The 17635-nt window shown below is 64.1% G+C and carries 16 protein-coding genes; 4 read left to right on the plus strand and 12 right to left on the minus strand.

All coding sequences use genetic code 11. The annotated features are described in order from the left end of the window. Positions 1-80 precede the first annotated feature (80 nt). A complete protein-coding gene (gene hemN / locus BLR94_RS00625) occupies positions 81-1463 on the plus strand; it encodes an oxygen-independent coproporphyrinogen III oxidase (protein ID WP_084306501.1) in 1383 nt (460 codons plus the stop codon). Between the two features lie 34 nt (positions 1464-1497). Here the strand turns inward: hemN and BLR94_RS00630 are convergent, their stop codons facing one another. Further along, the gene (locus BLR94_RS00630; RefSeq protein ID WP_084306502.1) at positions 1498-1977 is read right to left on the minus strand and encodes a hypothetical protein; all 480 of its coding nucleotides are present in this window, start codon (positions 1975-1977) and stop codon (positions 1498-1500) included. Positions 1978-2122: 145 nt separating this feature from the next. Here BLR94_RS00630 and fnr point away from each other — a divergent pair, with 145 nt between their 5' ends. After that, positions 2123-2857, plus strand: a complete 735-nt coding sequence (gene fnr / locus BLR94_RS00635) for a fumarate/nitrate reduction transcriptional regulator Fnr (RefSeq protein ID WP_090423637.1) — start codon at positions 2123-2125, stop codon at positions 2855-2857. A 217-nt stretch (positions 2858-3074) separates the two neighbouring features. After that, positions 3075-3623 (plus strand): adenine phosphoribosyltransferase, encoded by a 549-nt coding sequence (locus BLR94_RS00640; RefSeq protein WP_084306504.1) that lies wholly within the window; start codon positions 3075-3077, stop codon positions 3621-3623. Positions 3624-3830: 207 nt separating this feature from the next. Here BLR94_RS00640 and sppA read toward each other — a convergent pair whose 3' ends face one another. Genes sppA through rluC form a run of 3 tightly spaced genes read right to left on the minus strand, consistent with a single transcriptional unit; the run spans position 3831 to position 6439 of the window. Next, positions 3831-4808: a signal peptide peptidase SppA gene (sppA, locus tag BLR94_RS00645; RefSeq protein ID WP_084306505.1), complete on the minus strand. Its 978-nt coding sequence runs from the start codon at positions 4806-4808 to the stop codon at positions 3831-3833. Further along, positions 4795-5493 carry an HAD-IA family hydrolase gene (locus BLR94_RS00650; protein ID WP_084306506.1) on the minus strand — a complete coding sequence of 233 codons (699 nt, stop codon included), beginning with the start codon at positions 5491-5493 and terminating at the stop codon, positions 4795-4797. The genes sppA and BLR94_RS00650 overlap by 14 nt, the downstream gene beginning before the upstream one ends. Beyond that, complete coding sequence (gene rluC, locus BLR94_RS00655; RefSeq protein WP_084306568.1) at positions 5486-6439, minus strand: 23S rRNA pseudouridine(955/2504/2580) synthase RluC; 954 nt, start codon at positions 6437-6439, stop codon at positions 5486-5488. The genes BLR94_RS00650 and rluC overlap by 8 nt, the downstream gene beginning before the upstream one ends. Positions 6440-7182: 743 nt before the next feature. Between rluC and rne the strand changes: the two genes are divergently transcribed. Further along, on the plus strand, positions 7183-10395 hold the full coding sequence (gene rne / locus BLR94_RS00660) for a ribonuclease E (RefSeq protein ID WP_084306507.1): 3213 nt from the start codon (positions 7183-7185) through the stop codon (positions 10393-10395). 203 nt (positions 10396-10598) lie between these two features. Here rne and murB read toward each other — a convergent pair whose 3' ends face one another. The 8 genes from murB to BLR94_RS00700 all read right to left on the minus strand — a co-directional run bounded on the left by murB (position 10599) and on the right by BLR94_RS00700 (position 17595). Next, entirely contained in the window at positions 10599-11618 is a 1020-nt protein-coding gene (gene murB / locus BLR94_RS00665; protein WP_084306508.1) for a UDP-N-acetylmuramate dehydrogenase, read from the minus strand. Then, entirely contained in the window at positions 11615-12079 is a 465-nt protein-coding gene (locus tag BLR94_RS00670; RefSeq protein WP_084306509.1) for a low molecular weight protein-tyrosine-phosphatase, read from the minus strand. Before BLR94_RS00670 ends, murB begins: the two co-directional genes overlap by 4 nt. Then, the gene (gene kdsB, locus BLR94_RS00675) at positions 12079-12843 is read right to left on the minus strand and encodes a 3-deoxy-manno-octulosonate cytidylyltransferase (RefSeq protein ID WP_084306510.1); all 765 of its coding nucleotides are present in this window, start codon (positions 12841-12843) and stop codon (positions 12079-12081) included. Before kdsB ends, BLR94_RS00670 begins: the two co-directional genes overlap by 1 nt. Then, on the minus strand, positions 12844-13029 hold the full coding sequence (locus BLR94_RS00680) for a Trm112 family protein (protein WP_042555623.1): 186 nt from the start codon (positions 13027-13029) through the stop codon (positions 12844-12846). A gap of 42 nt (positions 13030-13071) precedes the next feature. Further along, positions 13072-14079: a tetraacyldisaccharide 4'-kinase gene (gene lpxK, locus BLR94_RS00685; protein WP_084306511.1), complete on the minus strand. Its 1008-nt coding sequence runs from the start codon at positions 14077-14079 to the stop codon at positions 13072-13074. Next, positions 14079-14507: an ExbD/TolR family protein gene (locus tag BLR94_RS00690; protein ID WP_084306512.1), complete on the minus strand. Its 429-nt coding sequence runs from the start codon at positions 14505-14507 to the stop codon at positions 14079-14081. The genes lpxK and BLR94_RS00690 overlap by 1 nt, the downstream gene beginning before the upstream one ends. Beyond that, complete coding sequence (locus BLR94_RS00695) at positions 14504-15160, minus strand: MotA/TolQ/ExbB proton channel family protein (RefSeq protein ID WP_084306513.1); 657 nt, start codon at positions 15158-15160, stop codon at positions 14504-14506. The genes BLR94_RS00690 and BLR94_RS00695 overlap by 4 nt, the downstream gene beginning before the upstream one ends. A gap of 212 nt (positions 15161-15372) precedes the next feature. Continuing rightward, positions 15373-17595, minus strand: coding sequence for a DNA internalization-related competence protein ComEC/Rec2 (locus tag BLR94_RS00700; RefSeq protein WP_084306569.1), 2223 nt, complete (start codon positions 17593-17595; stop codon positions 15373-15375). Positions 17596-17635: the final 40 nt, after the last annotated feature.

Raw genomic sequence — 17635 nt, forward strand, 5'->3', positions numbered from 1 at the left:
GACCCCATGACTCAGATCAAAAAGACCAGGCCAGGCGCGCCCTAGACTGCTGAGCATTCAACGCTGAAGCGGAATTCACCATGCTCGACGCCATCCAGTGGGATTCCGACCTGATCCGCCGCTACGATCAAGCCGGCCCACGCTACACCTCTTACCCCACCGCCGTGCAGTTCCACGATGGCATCGGCTCGTTCGACCTGCTCCATGCCCTGCGCGAGAGCCGTCGTGCCCTGCGTCCATTGTCGCTGTACCTGCACCTGCCGTTCTGCGCCAACATCTGCTACTACTGCGCCTGCAACAAGGTCATCACCAAGGATCGCGGCCGCACCCAGCCTTACCTGCAGGAACTGGAGCGGGAAATGGCGCTGATCGGCCACCATGTCGACCGCCGCCAGCACATCGAACAACTGCACCTGGGCGGCGGCACGCCGACCTTTCTCAGCCACGCCGAGCTACGCCGGCTGATGAGCGGCTTGCGCGAGCATTTCACCCTGCTCGACGACGACTCCGGCGACTACAGCATCGAGATCGATCCTCGCGAAGCGGACTGGTCGACCATGGGCCTGCTGCGCGAGCTGGGCTTCAACCGCGTCAGCCTGGGCGTGCAGGATCTCGATCCCAACGTGCAGCGCGCCGTCAATCGCCTGCAGAGCCTGGAGGAAACCCGCGCCATCATCGAGGCCGCGCGCACCCTGCAGTTCCGTTCGGTGAACATTGACCTGATCTATGGCTTGCCACAGCAGAAACCGGAGAACTTCGCCCATACCGTGCAGCAGGTCATCGCCCTGCAACCGGATCGCCTGTCGCTGTTCAATTACGCTCACCTGCCGGAGCGCTTCATGCCCCAGCGGCGCATCGACAGCCAACAGTTGCCCAGCGCCGCAAACAAGCTGGCCATGCTGCAAGGCAGCATCGAGCAATTGACGAGCGCCGGTTACCGCTATATCGGCATGGACCACTTCGCCCTGCCCGACGACGAGCTGGCCAGCGCCCAGGAAGACGGTAGCCTGCAGCGCAACTTCCAAGGCTACACCACCCACGGCCACTGCGACCTGATCGGCCTCGGCGTGTCGTCGATCAGCCAGGTCGGCGACCTGTACTGCCAGAACAGCTCGGACCTGGCCACCTACCAGGCCAGCCTGAGCAACCAACAGCTGGCCACCCAGCGCGGCCTGCTCTGCAATGACGACGACCGCGTGCGCCGCGCGGTGATCCAGCAACTGATCTGTCACTTCCACCTGGATTTCGCGTCGATCGAACAGCGCTTCGCCATCGACATGCGCAGCTACTTCGCCGACACCTGGCCGGCTCTGCAGCAGATGGGCCGCGACGGCCTGATCGACTTGACGAACGACGGCATCGACGTGCTGCCGGCAGGACGGCTGATGGTACGGTCGCTGTGCATGCTGTTCGACCGCTACCTGAGCGGACAGAACCTGCAACGCTTCTCGCGGGTGATCTGAAGTACCCCAGCCCCGGTCTGGGGCCAGGGCTGGCTCAGGCGCTCATCAGCGCGGCGACAGCGGCTCCCTGTTCGCTGCTCACCCCCTGCTCGCGCATGACCTTGGCCAATTGCGCGTTGGCACCGCTCAGCGCACTGCTGATCGAGCCGACCTCCGTCTGCAGGGCCTGGGCCTGTGCCTGGCGAGCCTCGGGAGCGAGAGACTGGTCGGTCATCATCGCCTGCAGTTCAGCCATCTTCTCAGCCAATTGCGCCTTGAGCTGGCGGATCATCTTGAGAATCTGCTTGACGACGTCCGGCAGGTTACTGTCGTCGATGTCCTTGCTCTTCTCCTTGTCCGTATTGGCCGCCCGTGCCAGGCCATCGGCCGACAGGGTGACCCTCACGCCCTCCTGTTGCACGACCTCGCCATCGGCGGATTCGTTGGCCTCCACCAGCGTATCGACCACTGCCCCGGTACTGGCCACCGATACACTGGCGCCACTGTGCAGCGAAACGGGAACATCCACACGCATATCACGTACTCCTTCCATGCTCTTTGATCGACGCCAGGTTATCGGCGACAACCCGCGGCACTTGAGCAGCGAACCGCGGCTGGCCCCTTCGTGCTCAGTGGGGTACCCTTGAGCCTTCTGTCCGTCTCCCCTAGGATCCCTGCCGATGTCCGAAAGCATCAAGCTGCGTACCCCTCATCAGGCAAACTGCAAGGACTGCAGCCTCGCCAGCCTGTGCCTGCCCCTGTCGCTGGACCTGGAAGACATGGATGCACTCGACGAGATCGTCAAACGCGGACGGCCTTTGAAGAAAGGCGAGTTCCTGTTCCGCCAGGGCGACACCTTCAACTCGGTGTTCGCCGTACGCTCGGGGGCACTGAAGACCTTCAGCCTGAGCGATGCGGGCGAAGAGCAGATCACCGGCTTTCACCTGCCCAGCGAGCTGGTGGGCCTTTCCGGCATGGACACCGAGCTGTACCCGGTGTCGGCCCAGGCCCTGGAAACCACATCGGTCTGCGAAATCCCCTTCGAACGCCTCGACGAGCTGTCGGTGAACCTGCCGCAGTTGCGCCGCCAGCTGATGCGCATCATGAGCCGCGAGATTCGCGACGACCAGCAGATGATGCTGCTGCTTTCGAAGAAGACCGCCGACGAGCGCATCGCCACCTTCCTGGTCAACCTGTCGGCGCGCTTCCGCGCCCGTGGCTTCTCCGCCAACCAGTTCCGCCTGGCCATGTCACGCAACGAGATCGGCAATCACCTGGGCCTGGCGGTGGAAACCGTGTCCCGGGTATTCACCCGCTTCCAGCAGAGCAAACTGCTCGAAGCCGAGGGCAAGGAAGTGCATATTCTCGACCCGATCGAGCTGTGCGCCCTGGCCGGTGGCAGTCTCAACGGCTGACAGGGCCCTGAGAACCAACTCATGATCTGCTGCGCGTCGGCCCTGCGGCGCTGAAAACACGCTGGATCGCCAGCGCAGTCGGGGTGCTCATTTACAGCGTGTAAAGCCCCGTCCGCCTCCTCGCCTTTTTCTGTGGTGCCGCCCAGGCCTTGCATGGCTCTAGCTCGCGAGATCATGAACGGGTTCAAGGCTCAATTGACCGCTGCAAGGATTACCGATGATTTTCGACGAATTCAGTATCAAGACCCTCATTCGCCCGGTTAGCGACTTCCCGAAACCGGGCGTGGTGTTTCGCGACATCACCCCGCTGTTCCAGTCGCCACGCGCCCTGCGCATGGTCATCGACAGCCTGATCCAGCGTTATGTAGAGGCCGATTTCAGCCACGTCGGCGCTATGGATGCGCGCGGTTTCCTGATCGGCTCGATCCTCGCCTACGAGCTGAACAAGCCGCTGGTGCTGTTCCGCAAGCAGGGCAAACTGCCAGCGGACGTACTCAGCCAGGGCTACCAGACCGAATACGGCGAAGCCTTTCTGGAAGTCCACGCTGATAGCCTGTGCGAAGGCGACAAGGTACTGATCGTCGATGACCTGATCGCCACCGGCGGTACCCTGCTCGCGGCTGTGCAACTGGTGAAACGCATGGGAGCCAGCCTGTACGAAGCAGCTGCGATCATCGATCTGCCCGAGCTTGGTGGCTCGCGAAAACTGCAGGACATGGGCATTCCCACCTACAGCCTGACGGCCTTCGCCCTCGATGAGCGCTAGGAGCAGCTAAAGCGTCAAGTAATCTGCGCGCGACCAGAACCTCTTGTGCCTGGCTGATGTGCCCGGTTCATGCGTAGGGGGCGGGGCGCGTAGCTGGCGCTTCATCTGTCCACCAGCCTCGAGTGCGCCCTACTGCCCCCCTGAAAAGCGATCGCCGAATCAAAAGCCCCGGCACTTGGCCGGGGCTTTTGATTGCATCTCGGGCAATCAGCGCAGTGCCGGGCCCTGGAACCCCATCCACATCGCCAACTGCTCCGCTACGCTGGCCCCCAGCTTCTTGGTGAAGCGATCCAGCGGGCTTTCCTGCACGGTGAAGTCCACCAGCTCTTCCTGACCGACCACTTCACGGGCCACGTAGCTGGTGCTGCCCAAGGCATCGACCAGGCCCAGGCTCAGCGCCTGCTCGCCCGACCAGACCAGGCCGGAAAACAGCTCCGGATGCTCGGCATCCTTGAGGCGATCGCCACGGCCCTTTTTCACGCTGTCGATGAATTGCTTGTGAGTGGTTTCCAGCACGGTTTTCCAGAACTCGGCCTCCTCGGGCTTCTGCGGCTGGAACGGATCGAGAAACGCCTTGTGCTCGCCCGAGGTGTAGACGCGGCGGTCGACGCCCAGCTTGTCCATCAAGCCGGTGAAACCGAAGCTGGCCGCCGTGACCCCAATGGAACCCACCAGGCTGGCCTTGTCGGCATAGATCTGGTCGGCGGCGCTGGCGATGTAATAGGCCCCCGAGGCGCCCAGGTCGGAAATCACCGCATAGACCTTGGTATCCGGATGCTGGCCACGCAGGCGGCGGATTTCGTCATAGATGTACCCCGATTGCACCGGGCTGCCACCTGGGCTGTTGATGCGCAGGATCACACCTTTGGTATTGGGGTCCTTGAACGCCGCACGCAGGCTGCCAACGATATTGTCGGCACTGGCCGCTTCCTTGTCGGCGATCATGCCGCGCACGTCGATCACCGCGGTGTGCGGCGTGCTGCTGGCACCCTTCTGCAGGTTGAGCAGCGGCGAGAACAGCGCCAGTGCGCCGAACAGGTAGATAAAAGTCAGCAGTTTGAAGAAGATTCCCCAGCGCCGCGACCGGCGCTGCTCGTGCACGCTGGCCAGCAACGTCTTCTCGAGAAGCCTCCAGCTCTTCGGGTCGCTTTCGGCAACCACTGGCGTCTTTTTATCCCCCCACATGCTCAGTCTCCTCGGTTCGGGGCTCGGCCACACTCTGGTTCAACCAGGCCCCCAGTTCCATGAAATGGTTGATCGACAGCGTCGGCCGATAGGCGCCCAGCGCCGCCAGCGTCTGCGCACCGTAACCCACTGCCACACAATCCATACCCGCGCGCTGCGCCATCAGCAGATCGAACGAAGAGTCACCAACCATCAGTGCCTGCTCGGCGCCAACGCCACAATGCTGGAGAATTTCATGCAGCATCCGGGGGTCTGGCTTGCTCGCCGTTTCATCGGCGCACCGCGTGATATCGAAATATTCCTGCCAGCCCAGCGTGTCGAGAATCCGCTGCAGGCCACGGCGGCTCTTGCCGGTGGCAACGGCCAACTGATAACCCTGCGCGCGGAACTGCGCCAGGCTCTGCTCCACATGCGCGAAGAACGCCGAAGGCACTTGATCCATGGCCACATAACAGTCGCTGTAGCGGGCACGGAAGCGTTCGACGTGTGCGGCTTCGACGAGTTCCGGATAAAGCGTAGTGATCGCCTCGGGCAGCGCCAGGCCAATGATGCCCTTGACCGCCTCGTCACTGCGCCGCGGCATGCCGCACTGGTCGGCGGCCTGGTGCATGGCCGCGACGATGCGGCCAATGGAGTCCACCAGCGTACCGTCCCAGTCGAAGATCAGCAGCCGGTAGTCACGCACTCAGGCGCTCCAGCGTGCGCGCCCACATGTCGTCGACCGGCGCCTCGAGCTTCAGCACGCCCCCCTCGGGCAACGGCACGTTCAGCTCGTAGGCATGCAGGAACAGGCGCTTGCCGCCCAGTTCACGAATCTCGCGGGTGAAGTCGTCGTCACCGTACTTGCTGTCCCCGGCGATACAGTGCCCGCCATACTGGGCATGCACACGAATCTGGTGGGTACGGCCGGTCACCGGCTTGGCTTCGACCAGGGTGGCGAACTCGCCGAAACGGCGCAGCACGCGGAACAGGGTGAGCGCGTCCTTGCCTTCGGGGTTGACCTCGACCATGCGCTCGCCGGAACGCAGGTTACTCTTGAGCAGCGGCGCGTTGATCTGCTTCCTGGCCGTCGCCCAGTGGCCACGCACCAAGGCCATGTAGCGCTTGTCGACGCCGTCACCGCGCAGTGCTTCATGGAGATGACGCAGCATGCTGCGCTTCTTGGCGATCATCAGCAGCCCGGAAGTGTCGCGGTCGAGGCGATGGACCAGTTCCAGGTCCTTGGCATCCGGGCGCAACTGGCGAAAGGCCTCGATCACCCCGTAATTGAGGCCGCTGCCGCCGTGCACGGCGATGCCGGCCGGCTTGTTGATCACGATCAGCGCCTTGTCTTCGTGGACGATGGCCGCCTCCAGGCGTTGCAGCAGCCCCTGGGCCAGCGGCTCGGGCTCGTCACGCTCGGCCAGGCGCAGCGGCGGTACGCGTACGATGTCACCAGGCTGCAGCTTGTATTCGGGCTTGATCCGACCTTTGTTGACCCGCACCTCACCCTTGCGCAGGATGCGGTAGATCAAGGTCTTGGGCACACCCTTGAGCTGGGTGCGAAGGAAGTTGTCGATGCGCTGACCCGCGAGTTCAGGCGCGACCTCGAGCAGCTGAACGCCGGAGGTAGGGGGAATGGGTATCGTCATGGCCGCGATCATACAATTTTTATGCATTTGAAGCACTTAATCATTGCTGCTATAGTCGCGAATGCCGCCAAAAGCGGCCTGATTCGCGGATGTTGCCGAACCGCCATCGCGAATCAAGCAACCCATTCAGGACGTAAGGCCGTCCGACGGGCGTCTCGGAGAGCGATAGGCCTGCATGGCTGCTCGAGAAACTCGGAAATAAGGCCTGAGACACAGATGCGCGACTGCCCCTATGGACAGTCGCGGTAATGCCAACCCGCTGCGGATTTTTCGTGAGCGGCACCCGATTTTCAGCCATACGTGTAGGGTGGAGATGCACAACGGTCGGCCTGCGTAGCAAACAGCTTTATCAGAGACGCTTCATATCGTCCGCTACCGACCCTTGATTCCTCCTCCTGACTGAGAACCTGTTTACGGTCTCGCAAGCCAGCGCCACGCAAGACGCTACGTTAGCAACAGCCTCCGATCCGGGGCATGCGAAGAAGCAGAGCTTACTTAGGTAAACGAGACTTCCTAGCCGGTTTTAACGCAGCACGGCCGATGCTTAGCCGATCGCCAGCGAGTTCTGAGTGCTTTCTGTCACATACAGCAAGCAGGAGACGTCCGTCGCGGCCCAGCAAAACTGGCTGCTGCCGCTCGACAATGAAACGATTTACGCCCGTTTCTGACGCGCCTGACACCGACCCTGAGCGTCGTGGGTGCCTAACGCGGCTTCCGGCAGCACCGGAAACCATTGGTACCACATGAAAAGAATGTTGATTAACGCAACTCAACCCGAAGAGTTGCGTGTTGCGTTGGTAGATGGCCAGCGCCTGTACGATCTGGACATCGAGTCCGGCGCCCGCGTACAGAAGAAATCCAATATCTACAAAGGTCGCATTACCCGCGTAGAACCCAGCCTCGAAGCCGCATTCGTCGACTTCGGCTCCGAGCGTCACGGCTTCCTGCCCCTCAAGGAAATCTCCCGCGAGTACTTCAGCAAGGCCCCCGAAGGTCGCGTCAACATCAAGGACGTGCTCAAGGAAGGCCAGGAAGTCATCGTCCAGGTCGAGAAAGAAGAGCGTGGCAACAAGGGCGCAGCCCTGACCACCTTCATCAGCCTCGCCGGCCGCTACCTGGTGCTGATGCCCAACAACCCGCGTGCCGGTGGCATCAGCCGCCGCATCGAAGGCGAGGAGCGCAACGAACTGCGCGAAGCCCTCAACGGCCTCGACATCCCCAATGACATGGGCCTGATCGTGCGCACCGCCGGCCTGGGCCGTTCCAGCGAAGAAATGCAGTGGGACCTCGATTACCTGCTGCAACTGTGGAGCGCCATCAAGGAGGCGTCCCAGGATCGCCCTGCGCCGTTCCTGATCTACCAGGAAAGCAACGTCATCATCCGCGCCATCCGCGACTACCTGCGCCAGGACATCGGCGAAGTGCTGGTCGACAGCGTCGAAGCCCAGGAAGAAGCCCTGACCTTCATCCGCCAGGTAATGCCGCAGTACGCCAGCAAGATCAAGCTGTACGAAGACAGCGTGCCGCTGTTCAACCGCTTCCAGATCGAAAGCCAGATCGAAACCGCTTTCCAGCGTGAAGTGAAGCTGCCGTCCGGTGGTTCGATCTACATCGACCCGACCGAAGCCCTGGTGTCCATCGACATCAACTCGGCGCGCGCCACCAAAGGCAGCGACATCGAGGAAACCGCGCTGCAGACCAACCTGGAAGCCGCCGAAGAGATCGCCCGTCAGCTGCGCCTGCGCGACATCGGCGGCCTGATCGTCATCGACTTCATCGACATGACGCCGGCCAAGAACCAGCGCGCCGTCGAAGAGAAAGTGCGTGAAGCCCTGGAAGCCGACCGTGCCCGCGTACAGGTCGGGCGCATCTCGCGCTTCGGCCTGCTGGAAATGTCCCGTCAGCGCCTGCGCCCGTCGCTGGGCGAAAGCAGCGGCATCGTCTGCCCGCGCTGCAACGGTCAAGGCATCATCCGTGACGTCGAATCCCTGTCCCTGGCGATTCTGCGCCTGATCGAAGAAGAAGCCCTGAAGGATCGTACCGCCGAGGTACGCGCCCAGGTGCCGATCCCGGTCGCCGCCTTCCTGCTCAACGAAAAACGCAACTCGATCACCAAGATCGAACTGCGTACCCGTGCGCGCATCGTCATCCTGCCGAACGACCACCTGGAAACCCCGCACTTCGAAGTGCAGCGCATCCGCGACGACAGCCCGGAAGCCCAGAGCACCCAGACCAGCTACGAAATGGCCACGGTCGAAGTCGAGGAAGAGAAGCCGGCAGCCGCCACTCGCACCCTGGTGCGCCAGGAAGCGGCGATCAAGGCCGCCCCGCCGCGCAGCGCTCCTGCTCCGGAAGTTGCCGTAGCAGCGCCGGCTGCCGCACCCGTCGCCGCCGCACCGCAAACCGGCCTGTTCAAAGGTCTGGTGAAGTCCCTGGTGGGCCTGTTCGCCAGTGCCGAAGAGCAGAAACCAACCGTGGTCGAGAAGAAGCCAGGCGAGCGTCAGCCGCGTGGCGACGAGCGTCGTAACGGTCGCCAGCAGAACCGCAACCGTGGCAACCGTCGCGACGAAGAGCGCAAGCCCCGCGAAGAACGCGCCCCACGTGAAGATCGCGCAGCCCGCGAGGAACGTGCGCCTCGTGAAGAGCGCGCACCGCGAGAAGAGCGTCAGCCTCGTGCTCCGCGTGAAGATCGCCAGCCCCGCGAGAACGTGGAAGTTCGCGAGCCGCAGGAAGTGCGTCAGTCCCGCCCGCCGCGTGAACCGCGTGAAGGCCAGGAGAATCGTCGCGAGCGTCGTCCACGTGAAGAGCGTCAGCCGCGCGAGCTGCGCGCCCCGCTGGACGCCGAGCCGCAGAACGAAACCGCAGCCGTAGCGGGTGAAGAAGCTCGCGCCGAACGCCCGCAACGTGAGCCGCGCCAACCACGCCAGCCTCGCGAAGAGCGTCAACCTCGCGCCGAACAGGCTCAGGCAGAGGCCGCTGAAGACGACGTGCTGAACAACGACGAGCAGCAAGACGACGATCAGGAAGGTAACGAAGGCGGCGATCGCCCGCGTCGCCGCTCCCGCGGTCAGCGTCGTCGCAGCAATCGTCGCGAGCGTCAGCGTGATGCCGATGGCAACCCGATCGAAGGCAGTGACGACAACCCGGAAGAGCCGGTAGACAACGGCAGCATCGCTGCAGCCGCTACCGTGGCAGCCGTTATCGCTGAAACCGAGAAACCAGCCGAACAGCCGGTCGCTCAGCAAGCAGAGACCTTTGCCACCACCGAAATCGCAGCACCTGTCGCCGCACAGGACGTACAGGCAGCGGTCGAGACCGAGCAGCCCGCACAAGCTGCTGCCGTTGTGGTCGAAGAAGCGCCTGCGCCAGTCGAAGTGCCGGCAGAAACAGTTGCCGAACGTGCCGATGCAGTGATCGAGCCCTTGCCTGAAATCGAACGCCCGCGTGCTTCGGCAGCGGAATTCGAAGCAGTGCAGCAGGAAGCTCCGGTCGCGGCCGAGCCAGTCAGCGAAGCGCTCGTCGTCGAAGCACCTGTTGCCGAGACGCCAGTGTTCGAAGCGCCCGTGGTCGAAGCCCCGGTCGCCGAGACCACCTTCACCGCCGCCCCCGAGACCGCTCCGGCAGTCGAGGAAGTTGCAGTCGAAGCGCCCGCGGTCGAAGAGCAGGCTGCACCCGCAGCACTGGTTGCAAGCAACGGCCGCGCACCGAACGACCCGCGTGAAGTGCGTCGCCGCAAGCGTGAAGAAGAGCGCCTGGCCCGCGAAGCCGAAGAGGCCGCCAAGGCCGCTCCAGCCGCAGCGGTGGTGGAAGCTGAGCCCGCTGCTCCGGCAGTCGAGAACGAAGCCGTCGTCGACACTCAACCGGCCAGCGAGCCAGTCGAGCAAGATGACGTCATCGTCACTCCTATCGACGAAAGCGCTCAGCGCGATCAGGACGCGCCCAAGCCGCACGCCTGATTAGGTAACGCGCAAAAGAAAAGGGGATGCTTCGGCATCCCCTTTTTATTGCCTGCGATTTCCAGGGCCTGCTGACGTTTCAGCGCGAAACGTCATCAGACCCTATGCAAGCGCGGAGCGCAGTGATGCCCGGAAACGAACAGGATGGAGAGATCAGGCCTGCACAACCCCGCCAGCATGGCAAGGCTGCGTGGCAACAAGGATCAGAGCACGTTCGGCTCGATGTCCAGGCTCACGCCGAAGCGCTCGGCGATATCCGCCTGGATACGCTGCGCCAATGCCAGCAGTTGCGGCCCACTGGCCTGCCCATGGTTGACCAGCACCAGCGCCTGCAGACGGTGCACGCCGGCATCGCCATCGCGAAAGCCTTTCCAGCCCGCCTTTTCGATCAGCCAGCCAGCCGCCAGCTTCATCTGGCCGTCGGCCTGAGGATAGGCCACCAGGTCTGCATGGCTCTGCCGCAGACGCTGGGCCAGCTCGGCCGGCACCAGCGGATTCTTGAAGAAGCTGCCGGCGTTGCCGAGCACGGCAGGATCCGGCAGCTTCTCGCTGCGAATGGCGCAGATGGCCCGACTGACATCGCTGGCATTGGGTGCCTCGATGCCCTGCTCTGCCAGGCGCTGACGTACCGGGCCGTAATCGAGGTGCAAGGGTGCATTGCGGCTCAGGGCAAAGCGCACGCGCAGAATGATCCAGCGCCCGCTTTCACGCTTGAAGAGGCTGTCGCGATAAGCGAAGGCACAATCCTGCCGATCGAACTCTCTGATCTCACCGCTGTGTCGATCCAGAGCCGTCAGACCAATGAAACAGTCCTTCAGCTCGACGCCATAGGCACCGATGTTCTGCACCGGCGAGGCGCCGACGGTACCGGGAATCAGACTGAGATTTTCCAGGCCGGCAAAACCCTGGCGCAAGGTCCACTGCACGAAGCCATGCCAGGGCTCGCCCGCCTGCGCCTCGATCTCCACCCGCTGGCCATCATCGACCAGCAGGCGAATACCGCGACTGGCCATGCGCAACACCAGCGCCTCGACATCCGCGGTCAGCAGCAGGTTGCTGCCACCGCCCAGCACCAACAGTGGCACCTGCCGCTCGCGGGCGGCGTCCAGTGCCTGGCGTACCTGCTCATCGTCGTGCGCCTCGGCAAAGTAGCGCGCCGCCACGTCCACGCCAAAGGTGTTGTAGGCCTTGAGCGAAACGCCAGCCTCGACCACCACACTCATAAACGCCCCTTGAGTTCGATCAGCAGTGCGTCGCTGGCCTGCTCGAGCAGATCCAGCACCTGCTCGAAACCTTCGCTACCACCGTAATAAGGATCGGGCACCTCATCCACCGCCAGGTCGTAGCGGCGTAGATACAGATCCAGCTCGCCCCGCGCTTGAGCAGGTCGCAGGCGCTGCAGGTCGCGCAGATTGGCGGTATCCATGGCCAGCAGCAGATCGAAGCGCGAGAAATCGTCGGCAGAGACCTGACGACCGCGCAGGCCGGACAGGTCATAGCCGCGTCGGCTGGCAGCCTCCTGGGTACGCGGGTCCGGAGCCTTGCCCACGTGCCAGTCGCCGGTTCCCGCGGAGTCGACTTCGATACGCTCAGCCAGCCCCGCCTGCTGCAGACGCTGACGCAATACCGCCTCGGCAGTAGGGGAACGACAGATATTGCCCAGGCAAACGAACAGAACGCGCATCAGGCGCCCAGCAACCGACGGACGCGATCGAGGTCTTCCTGGGTATCGACGCCGGCGGGTGGTGCGTCCAGCGCATCGGCGACATGGATACGCACGCCGTGCCAGAGCGCGCGCAACTGCTCCAGGCACTCGGTATTTTCCAGCCAGCACGGGCCCCAGGCGACGAAGTCCTGCAGGAAGCCAGCGCGATAGGCGTAGATACCGATATGCCGGCGATAGGGAACATTGGCAGGCAAGCTGTCGCGATCGGCTGCAAAGGCATCACGCGCCCACGGCAGCGGCGCACGGCTGAAGGTCAGTGCCAGACCGTTGAGATCGCTGGCGACCTTGACCACATTGGGGTTGAACAGCGCGGCGACATCGTCGATCGGCTCGGCCAGGGTGGCGATGGCGGCCTGGGGATTGGTGGCCAGATTGGCAGCCACCTGGTCGATGATCGCGGGCGGCACCAGCGGCTCGTCACCCTGCACGTTGACCACGATGGCATCGGCAGCCAGGCCCAGCGCAGCGGCCACTTCGGCCAGGCGGTCGGTGCCGGAGTTGTGATCGACGCGGGTCAGCAGCACCTGTGCACCGAACCCCTGGCAGGCCTCCACGATGCGCGCATCGTCGGTGGCTACCACGACCTGCGTCGCACTGCTCTTGCAGGCCTGTTCCCAGACATGCTGGATCATCGGCTTGCCGGCGATGTCCTGCAGCGGCTTGCCCGGCAGGCGGGTGGACGCGTAACGCGCCGGGATCACCACGGTAAAGGCGTTGCTCATCTACTTGTCCAGGCGTTCGTCATCGTTGAGGGTGCGGGCTTCGCTTTCCAGCATGACCGGAATGCCATCACGAACTGGATAGGCCAGGCCGGCACCTTTACTGATCAGTTCGGTCTTGTCCTGGCTGAGCTTGAGTGGGCCCTTGGTGATCGGGCAGGCCAGGATATCGAGCAGTTTCGGGTCCATGGGGAAATCCTTCAGAGCAAGAAGAGTGAGCGCGTGACGCGGTTACTGCCGTTCGCCGAGCAGACGATCCAGGCGCACCTCGAACCAGGCACGAAACGCTGCAGACGGCTGGGCATCGACGGCCAGATACCACCAGTCGTCAGCCGCGAAGGCCCGGCATTTCACCGCGTCCTTTTCCGTCATTACCAGCGGCAGCGCCGGCGAGAAATTCAGCAGCTCGGCGCTGTAGGTAGCATGGTCGGCGAAGGCATGCGCGACAGGCCGCCAGTGTAGCGCCTCGAGGGTCGTGAAGAAACGCTGCGGATTGCCGATACCGGCCACGGCGTGCACGGCCTGGCCGGGGCGGAAGTGGTCGAGTGGACGGCGCTCGCCGCTGCACAGGTTGATCAGGGCGCTGGGCACCAGGGTCACGGCATAGCCGCCCTGGGGATCGCTCGGCGCGCCGTTGTACAGACAGGCATCCACGTTCTGCAGGCGCTCGGCGGGTTCGCGCAACGGCCCGGCAGGCAGGCAGCGGCCATTACCCAGCCCCCGCGCGGCGTCGATCAGCACTAGCTCCAGATCACGGGCCAGGCGGTAGTGCTGCAGGCCATCGTCGCTGAGCAGCAGGTCCAGCGGCTCTTCGGCCAGCAAGGCGCGAGCGGCGCGAGCGCGATTGGGATCGATCATCAGTGGCACGCCACTGCGTTGCACGATCAGCAGCGGCTCGTCGCCAGCCTGCTCGGCACTGTGTTCGGCCCTGACCCGCCAAGGCAGGCTCGGCGGGTTGGCGCCATAGCCGCGACTGATCACGCCAACGCGCAGGCCGCGGGCCTGGCACTGCTCGACCAGCCAGAGAATCAGTGGGGTCTTGCCGGTACCGCCGACGGTGACGTTGCCCACCACGATCAGCGGCACCGGCGCGCGGTAGATGTCACCAGCGCCAGCGAGAAAGCGTGCGCGCTTGCGCTGCACCACGCCACGGTAAAGGGCTTCCAGCGGACGCAGCAACGCCAGTGCCGGATGCCCCTGGTACCAGGCCTGCAGCAGACGCTCGGAAAAGCTCGCCATCAGGGCGCGGCCTGGGTCTCGACGGTGGTGATGCGCAGGTGCGCGAAGCCCAGCTTGCCGGCGGCATCCATGGCGGTGACCACGGACTGGTGGCTGGTCTTGGCGTCGGCACTGATGGTCAGCGGCAGGCTGCTGTCGCCAGCGGATTCCTTCTGCAGGGCCGCCATCAGGTTATCCAGGTCATTCTTGATCAGCGCCTGGCCGTTGAGGGAGAAATCACCCTCTGCCGATATCACCACCTCCAGCTGTTTCAATTCGCTCTGTTCGGGCGGCGTTCCGCTGGCAGCCTCGGGCAGGTCGACCTGCATGCGGGACTCACGGGTAAAGGTGGTGGTCACCACGAAGAACAGCAGCAGGATGAACACCACGTCTATCAGCGAGGCGAGATTGATCTCGACCTGCTCGCGCCGTCTACGTCTGAACTTCACGCCTTCTTGCCCCTCTTCGCCGGCTTGGGCTGTTCGGCCAGGTCGACATCGCGCTCGCCCTGCACCATTTCCACCAGTTTGATCGCCTCCTGCTCCATGCCGACGACCAGCTCATCGACGCGGCGCTGCAGGAAACGGTGGAAGAACAGTGCCGGAATCGCCACGGTCAGGCCCGACGCCGTGGTGATCAGCGCCTTGGAGATACCACCGGCGAGCAGCGCCGGGTTGGCCGTGCTGCCGCCCATGAACGAGCCGAAGATATCGATCATGGCGATCACCGTACCGAGCAGGCCGAGCAGCGGCGTGATACCGGCGATGGTGCCCAGGGCGTTGAGGTAGCGCTCCATCTCGTGCACCACGCGGGCCGCAGCCTCCTCGATGCACTCCTTCATCACTTCCCGACCATGCTTGGAGTTGGCGAGGCCGGCGGCCAGGATTTCCCCCAGCGGCGAATCGGCGCGCAACTCCTTGAGCTTCCCGTTGTTCAGTTGCTTGTCCTGGATCCAGCGCCATACCTGGCCCAGCAGGTTGGGCGGCGTGACCCGGCTGACACGCAGGGTCCACAACCGTTCGGCGATGATGCCCAGGGCCGCGATTGAACACAGAATGATCGGCAGCATCACCCAGCCGCCCGCTATAACCAGTTCCCACACAGTGGCAGATCCCCTTCGCAAAAGTGGCGTCACTCTAGGGTCTGTTGACGTTTCAGCGCAAGCCGCGTTGCTGCGTTTCTCGCCACTCATTTGGAACAACCGAACTTCGTGGCTCGTGCCTTGCCTCGCGGCGAAACGGGCTCCGGCGCGGTCGTGCTGAAACGTCAACAGACCCTAACCGAGGGCCGTGATGTCGCCGACGGCTGCGGTTCTCATTTTTCCCGCCAGAAACGCGGTATTTCACGCAGGGCACGCGGCTCGCCGAATGTCCCGAGATCGATACGCAGCGCACCGCGCTCGGCGCTGTCGTAAGCCCTGGCGTCAAATGCCGCGTAACGCGAGACGACCGTGGGGTGGGGATGGCCGTAGGCATTATGTCGACCGCGCGAATACAGCACGGCCTCGGGCCTGACCGCCTTGAGCAGCGCCCATGAGGACGAACTGCGGCTGCCGTGGTGTGGCGCCAGCAGCCACTGGGCCTGGAGATCACGCCCGGTATCGATCAGCGCACGCTCGGCTGGCCCGTCAATATCCCCGGTGAACAGCATGCGCTCCCCCGCCGCCTCGATCATCAACACGCAGGATGACTGGTTGCTGTCTCGCGCCTCGGCCCAGCGCCAGGTGCTGAAGTGTACGCCGTCCCAGATCCAGTTTTCCTCGATGCAAGGCTCCGCCCCCAGCACCTCTGGCAACGCGGGCGCTTCGCCGCTGACCACGCGGGCCACCGGCATGCCTCCCGCCACGGCTTGTGCTCCGCCGGAGTGATCGTTATCCGCATGACTGAGCAGCAACATATCCAGTGCACGCACATCCAGCGCCCGTAGCGACGGCAGCACCACTCGCTCGCCACTATCGAAATCGTCGAAGCGCGGGCCGGCGTCATAGAGCAACGCGTGCTCGCGGGTCAGCACCAGCATCGACAGGCCCTGGCCGACATCGAGCATCCACACCTCGGCGTGTCGTTCGGCCGGCCGCTGCACCGGGGTGAACAAAAGCGGCAACAGCAGCACCAGGCCAAGCCCGCGCAACGGCACCCCGCTGGGCAGAAGGATCAGCAAGGCGCCCAGCGCCACCAGCAGCCAGGCCCAGAACGGCAGCGCGCTGGGTATCCAGACCGGTAGCCAGGCGGCTATCAGCGCCAGCAGGCGAAATAGCCATTCGAGGGCGAAGCCCGCCCACCAGAGCAAAGCCTCGCCCAGCCAGGGAACGGGCAGCAGCAAGGTACCGAGCAATGCCGGCGGCACCACGGCGAACCCCACCCAGGGTACGGCGATCAGATTGGCCAGCGGACTGCTGGCACTGATGGGCAACCCGAGGGCCAGCAACATCGGCAGCAAGCCCACGCTCATCGCCCATTGCGCGCGCCCCAGGGTGCGCCACCAGGCCCAGGCCCCAAGGCGGGCAGCGAAGATCAGGACCAACAGCCCAACGGCGCCGAACGACAGCCAGAACCCCGGCTGCAGCACCGCCAGCGGCTCGAACAGCAGTACCGCGACCAATGCCACCAGCAGCGGCAGGGTGATACCCAGGTGGCGCAAACGCCAACGCCACAGCAGCACCAGGCCGATCATCGCACAGGCGCGCTGCACCGGTACCTCGAAACCGGCCAGCAGGGCGTAGCCCAGCGCCGAGGAGAACGCCAACAGACAGGCCGTCGGCAACCAGGGCAGCGACCCTGGCCAGCAGCCCAAGCGCGCCAGCCAGAACACCAGGGCATAGAACAGGCCGGCCACCAACGTGACGTGCTGGCCGGAAATCACCAGCAGGTGCACCGTACCGGTGTCCTGCAGCACACGCCAGTCGGCCACCGATAGCCCGGAGCCATCGCCCAGCACCAGCGCAGCCAATCCTCCGGCCCGTCCATGAGGGTCCTCGGCGAGCATGCGCTGACGCAAACGGTCTCGCCAGGCACTGCCACCGTCTGCTTCGCCGAGGCGCTGCCCGGACTTGATCGTGCCGACGCCACCGATGCGCTGTGCCAGCAACCAGGCTTCGTAATCGAAGGACTGCGGATTGACCAGACCATGGGGGCGCTTGAGGTTGACCGCCAGCCGCCAGGTCTCGCCAGCGCGAATCTCCGGCCCGCCATACCAGGACAGCCGCAATAGCTGCGGCAGCTCGGCCCGGCGCGAATATGGCTGAGCCAGATGGAAGCGCACCACACCCTCGCGCACATCCGGCAGATCCACCACCCTGCCCTCCAGCCACAGCGTGCGCCCATCGAGGGCCGGATCGAGACGATCATCCAGCGCCCATTGCGCCGAGCTGCAGGCCCAACTGAAGCCGAGCAGAAACAGGCCAACGGGGTAACTGCGAAACGGTAGCAGGGCCAGCCCGGCCAGCGTGGCCACCAGCAATACCGAGATTGGCGGCAGTTGCGGCAAGAAGCGCAGCAGCAACAGCCCCGCCGCCAATGCCAGCAACCCGCTGCGCAGGTTGCCTGATCGAGTCCCGTCCATGGGTGCCCTTTTGGTT

Origin of the sequence: Phytopseudomonas flavescens (genome assembly GCF_900100535.1) — a bacterium.
In the GTDB taxonomy this organism is placed as follows: Bacteria; Pseudomonadota; Gammaproteobacteria; order Pseudomonadales; family Pseudomonadaceae; genus Aquipseudomonas; species Aquipseudomonas flavescens.

Coding starts and splice junctions, on each gene's coding strand:
- hemN (WP_084306501.1), top strand. CDS start 81: ATGCTCGACGCCATCCAGTGGGATTCCGACCTGATCCGCCGCTACGAT.
- BLR94_RS00630 (WP_084306502.1), bottom strand. CDS start 1,977: ATGCGTGTGGATGTTCCCGTTTCGCTGCACAGTGGCGCCAGTGTATCG.
- fnr (WP_090423637.1), top strand. CDS start 2,123: ATGTCCGAAAGCATCAAGCTGCGTACCCCTCATCAGGCAAACTGCAAG.
- BLR94_RS00640 (WP_084306504.1), top strand. CDS start 3,075: ATGATTTTCGACGAATTCAGTATCAAGACCCTCATTCGCCCGGTTAGC.
- sppA (WP_084306505.1), bottom strand. CDS start 4,808: ATGTGGGGGGATAAAAAGACGCCAGTGGTTGCCGAAAGCGACCCGAAG.
- rluC (WP_084306568.1), bottom strand. CDS start 6,439: ATGACGATACCCATTCCCCCTACCTCCGGCGTTCAGCTGCTCGAGGTC.
- rne (WP_084306507.1), top strand. CDS start 7,183: ATGAAAAGAATGTTGATTAACGCAACTCAACCCGAAGAGTTGCGTGTT.
- murB (WP_084306508.1), bottom strand. CDS start 11,618: ATGAGTGTGGTGGTCGAGGCTGGCGTTTCGCTCAAGGCCTACAACACC.
- BLR94_RS00670 (WP_084306509.1), bottom strand. CDS start 12,079: ATGCGCGTTCTGTTCGTTTGCCTGGGCAATATCTGTCGTTCCCCTACT.
- kdsB (WP_084306510.1), bottom strand. CDS start 12,843: ATGAGCAACGCCTTTACCGTGGTGATCCCGGCGCGTTACGCGTCCACC.
- BLR94_RS00680 (WP_042555623.1), bottom strand. CDS start 13,029: ATGGACCCGAAACTGCTCGATATCCTGGCCTGCCCGATCACCAAGGGC.
- lpxK (WP_084306511.1), bottom strand. CDS start 14,079: ATGGCGAGCTTTTCCGAGCGTCTGCTGCAGGCCTGGTACCAGGGGCAT.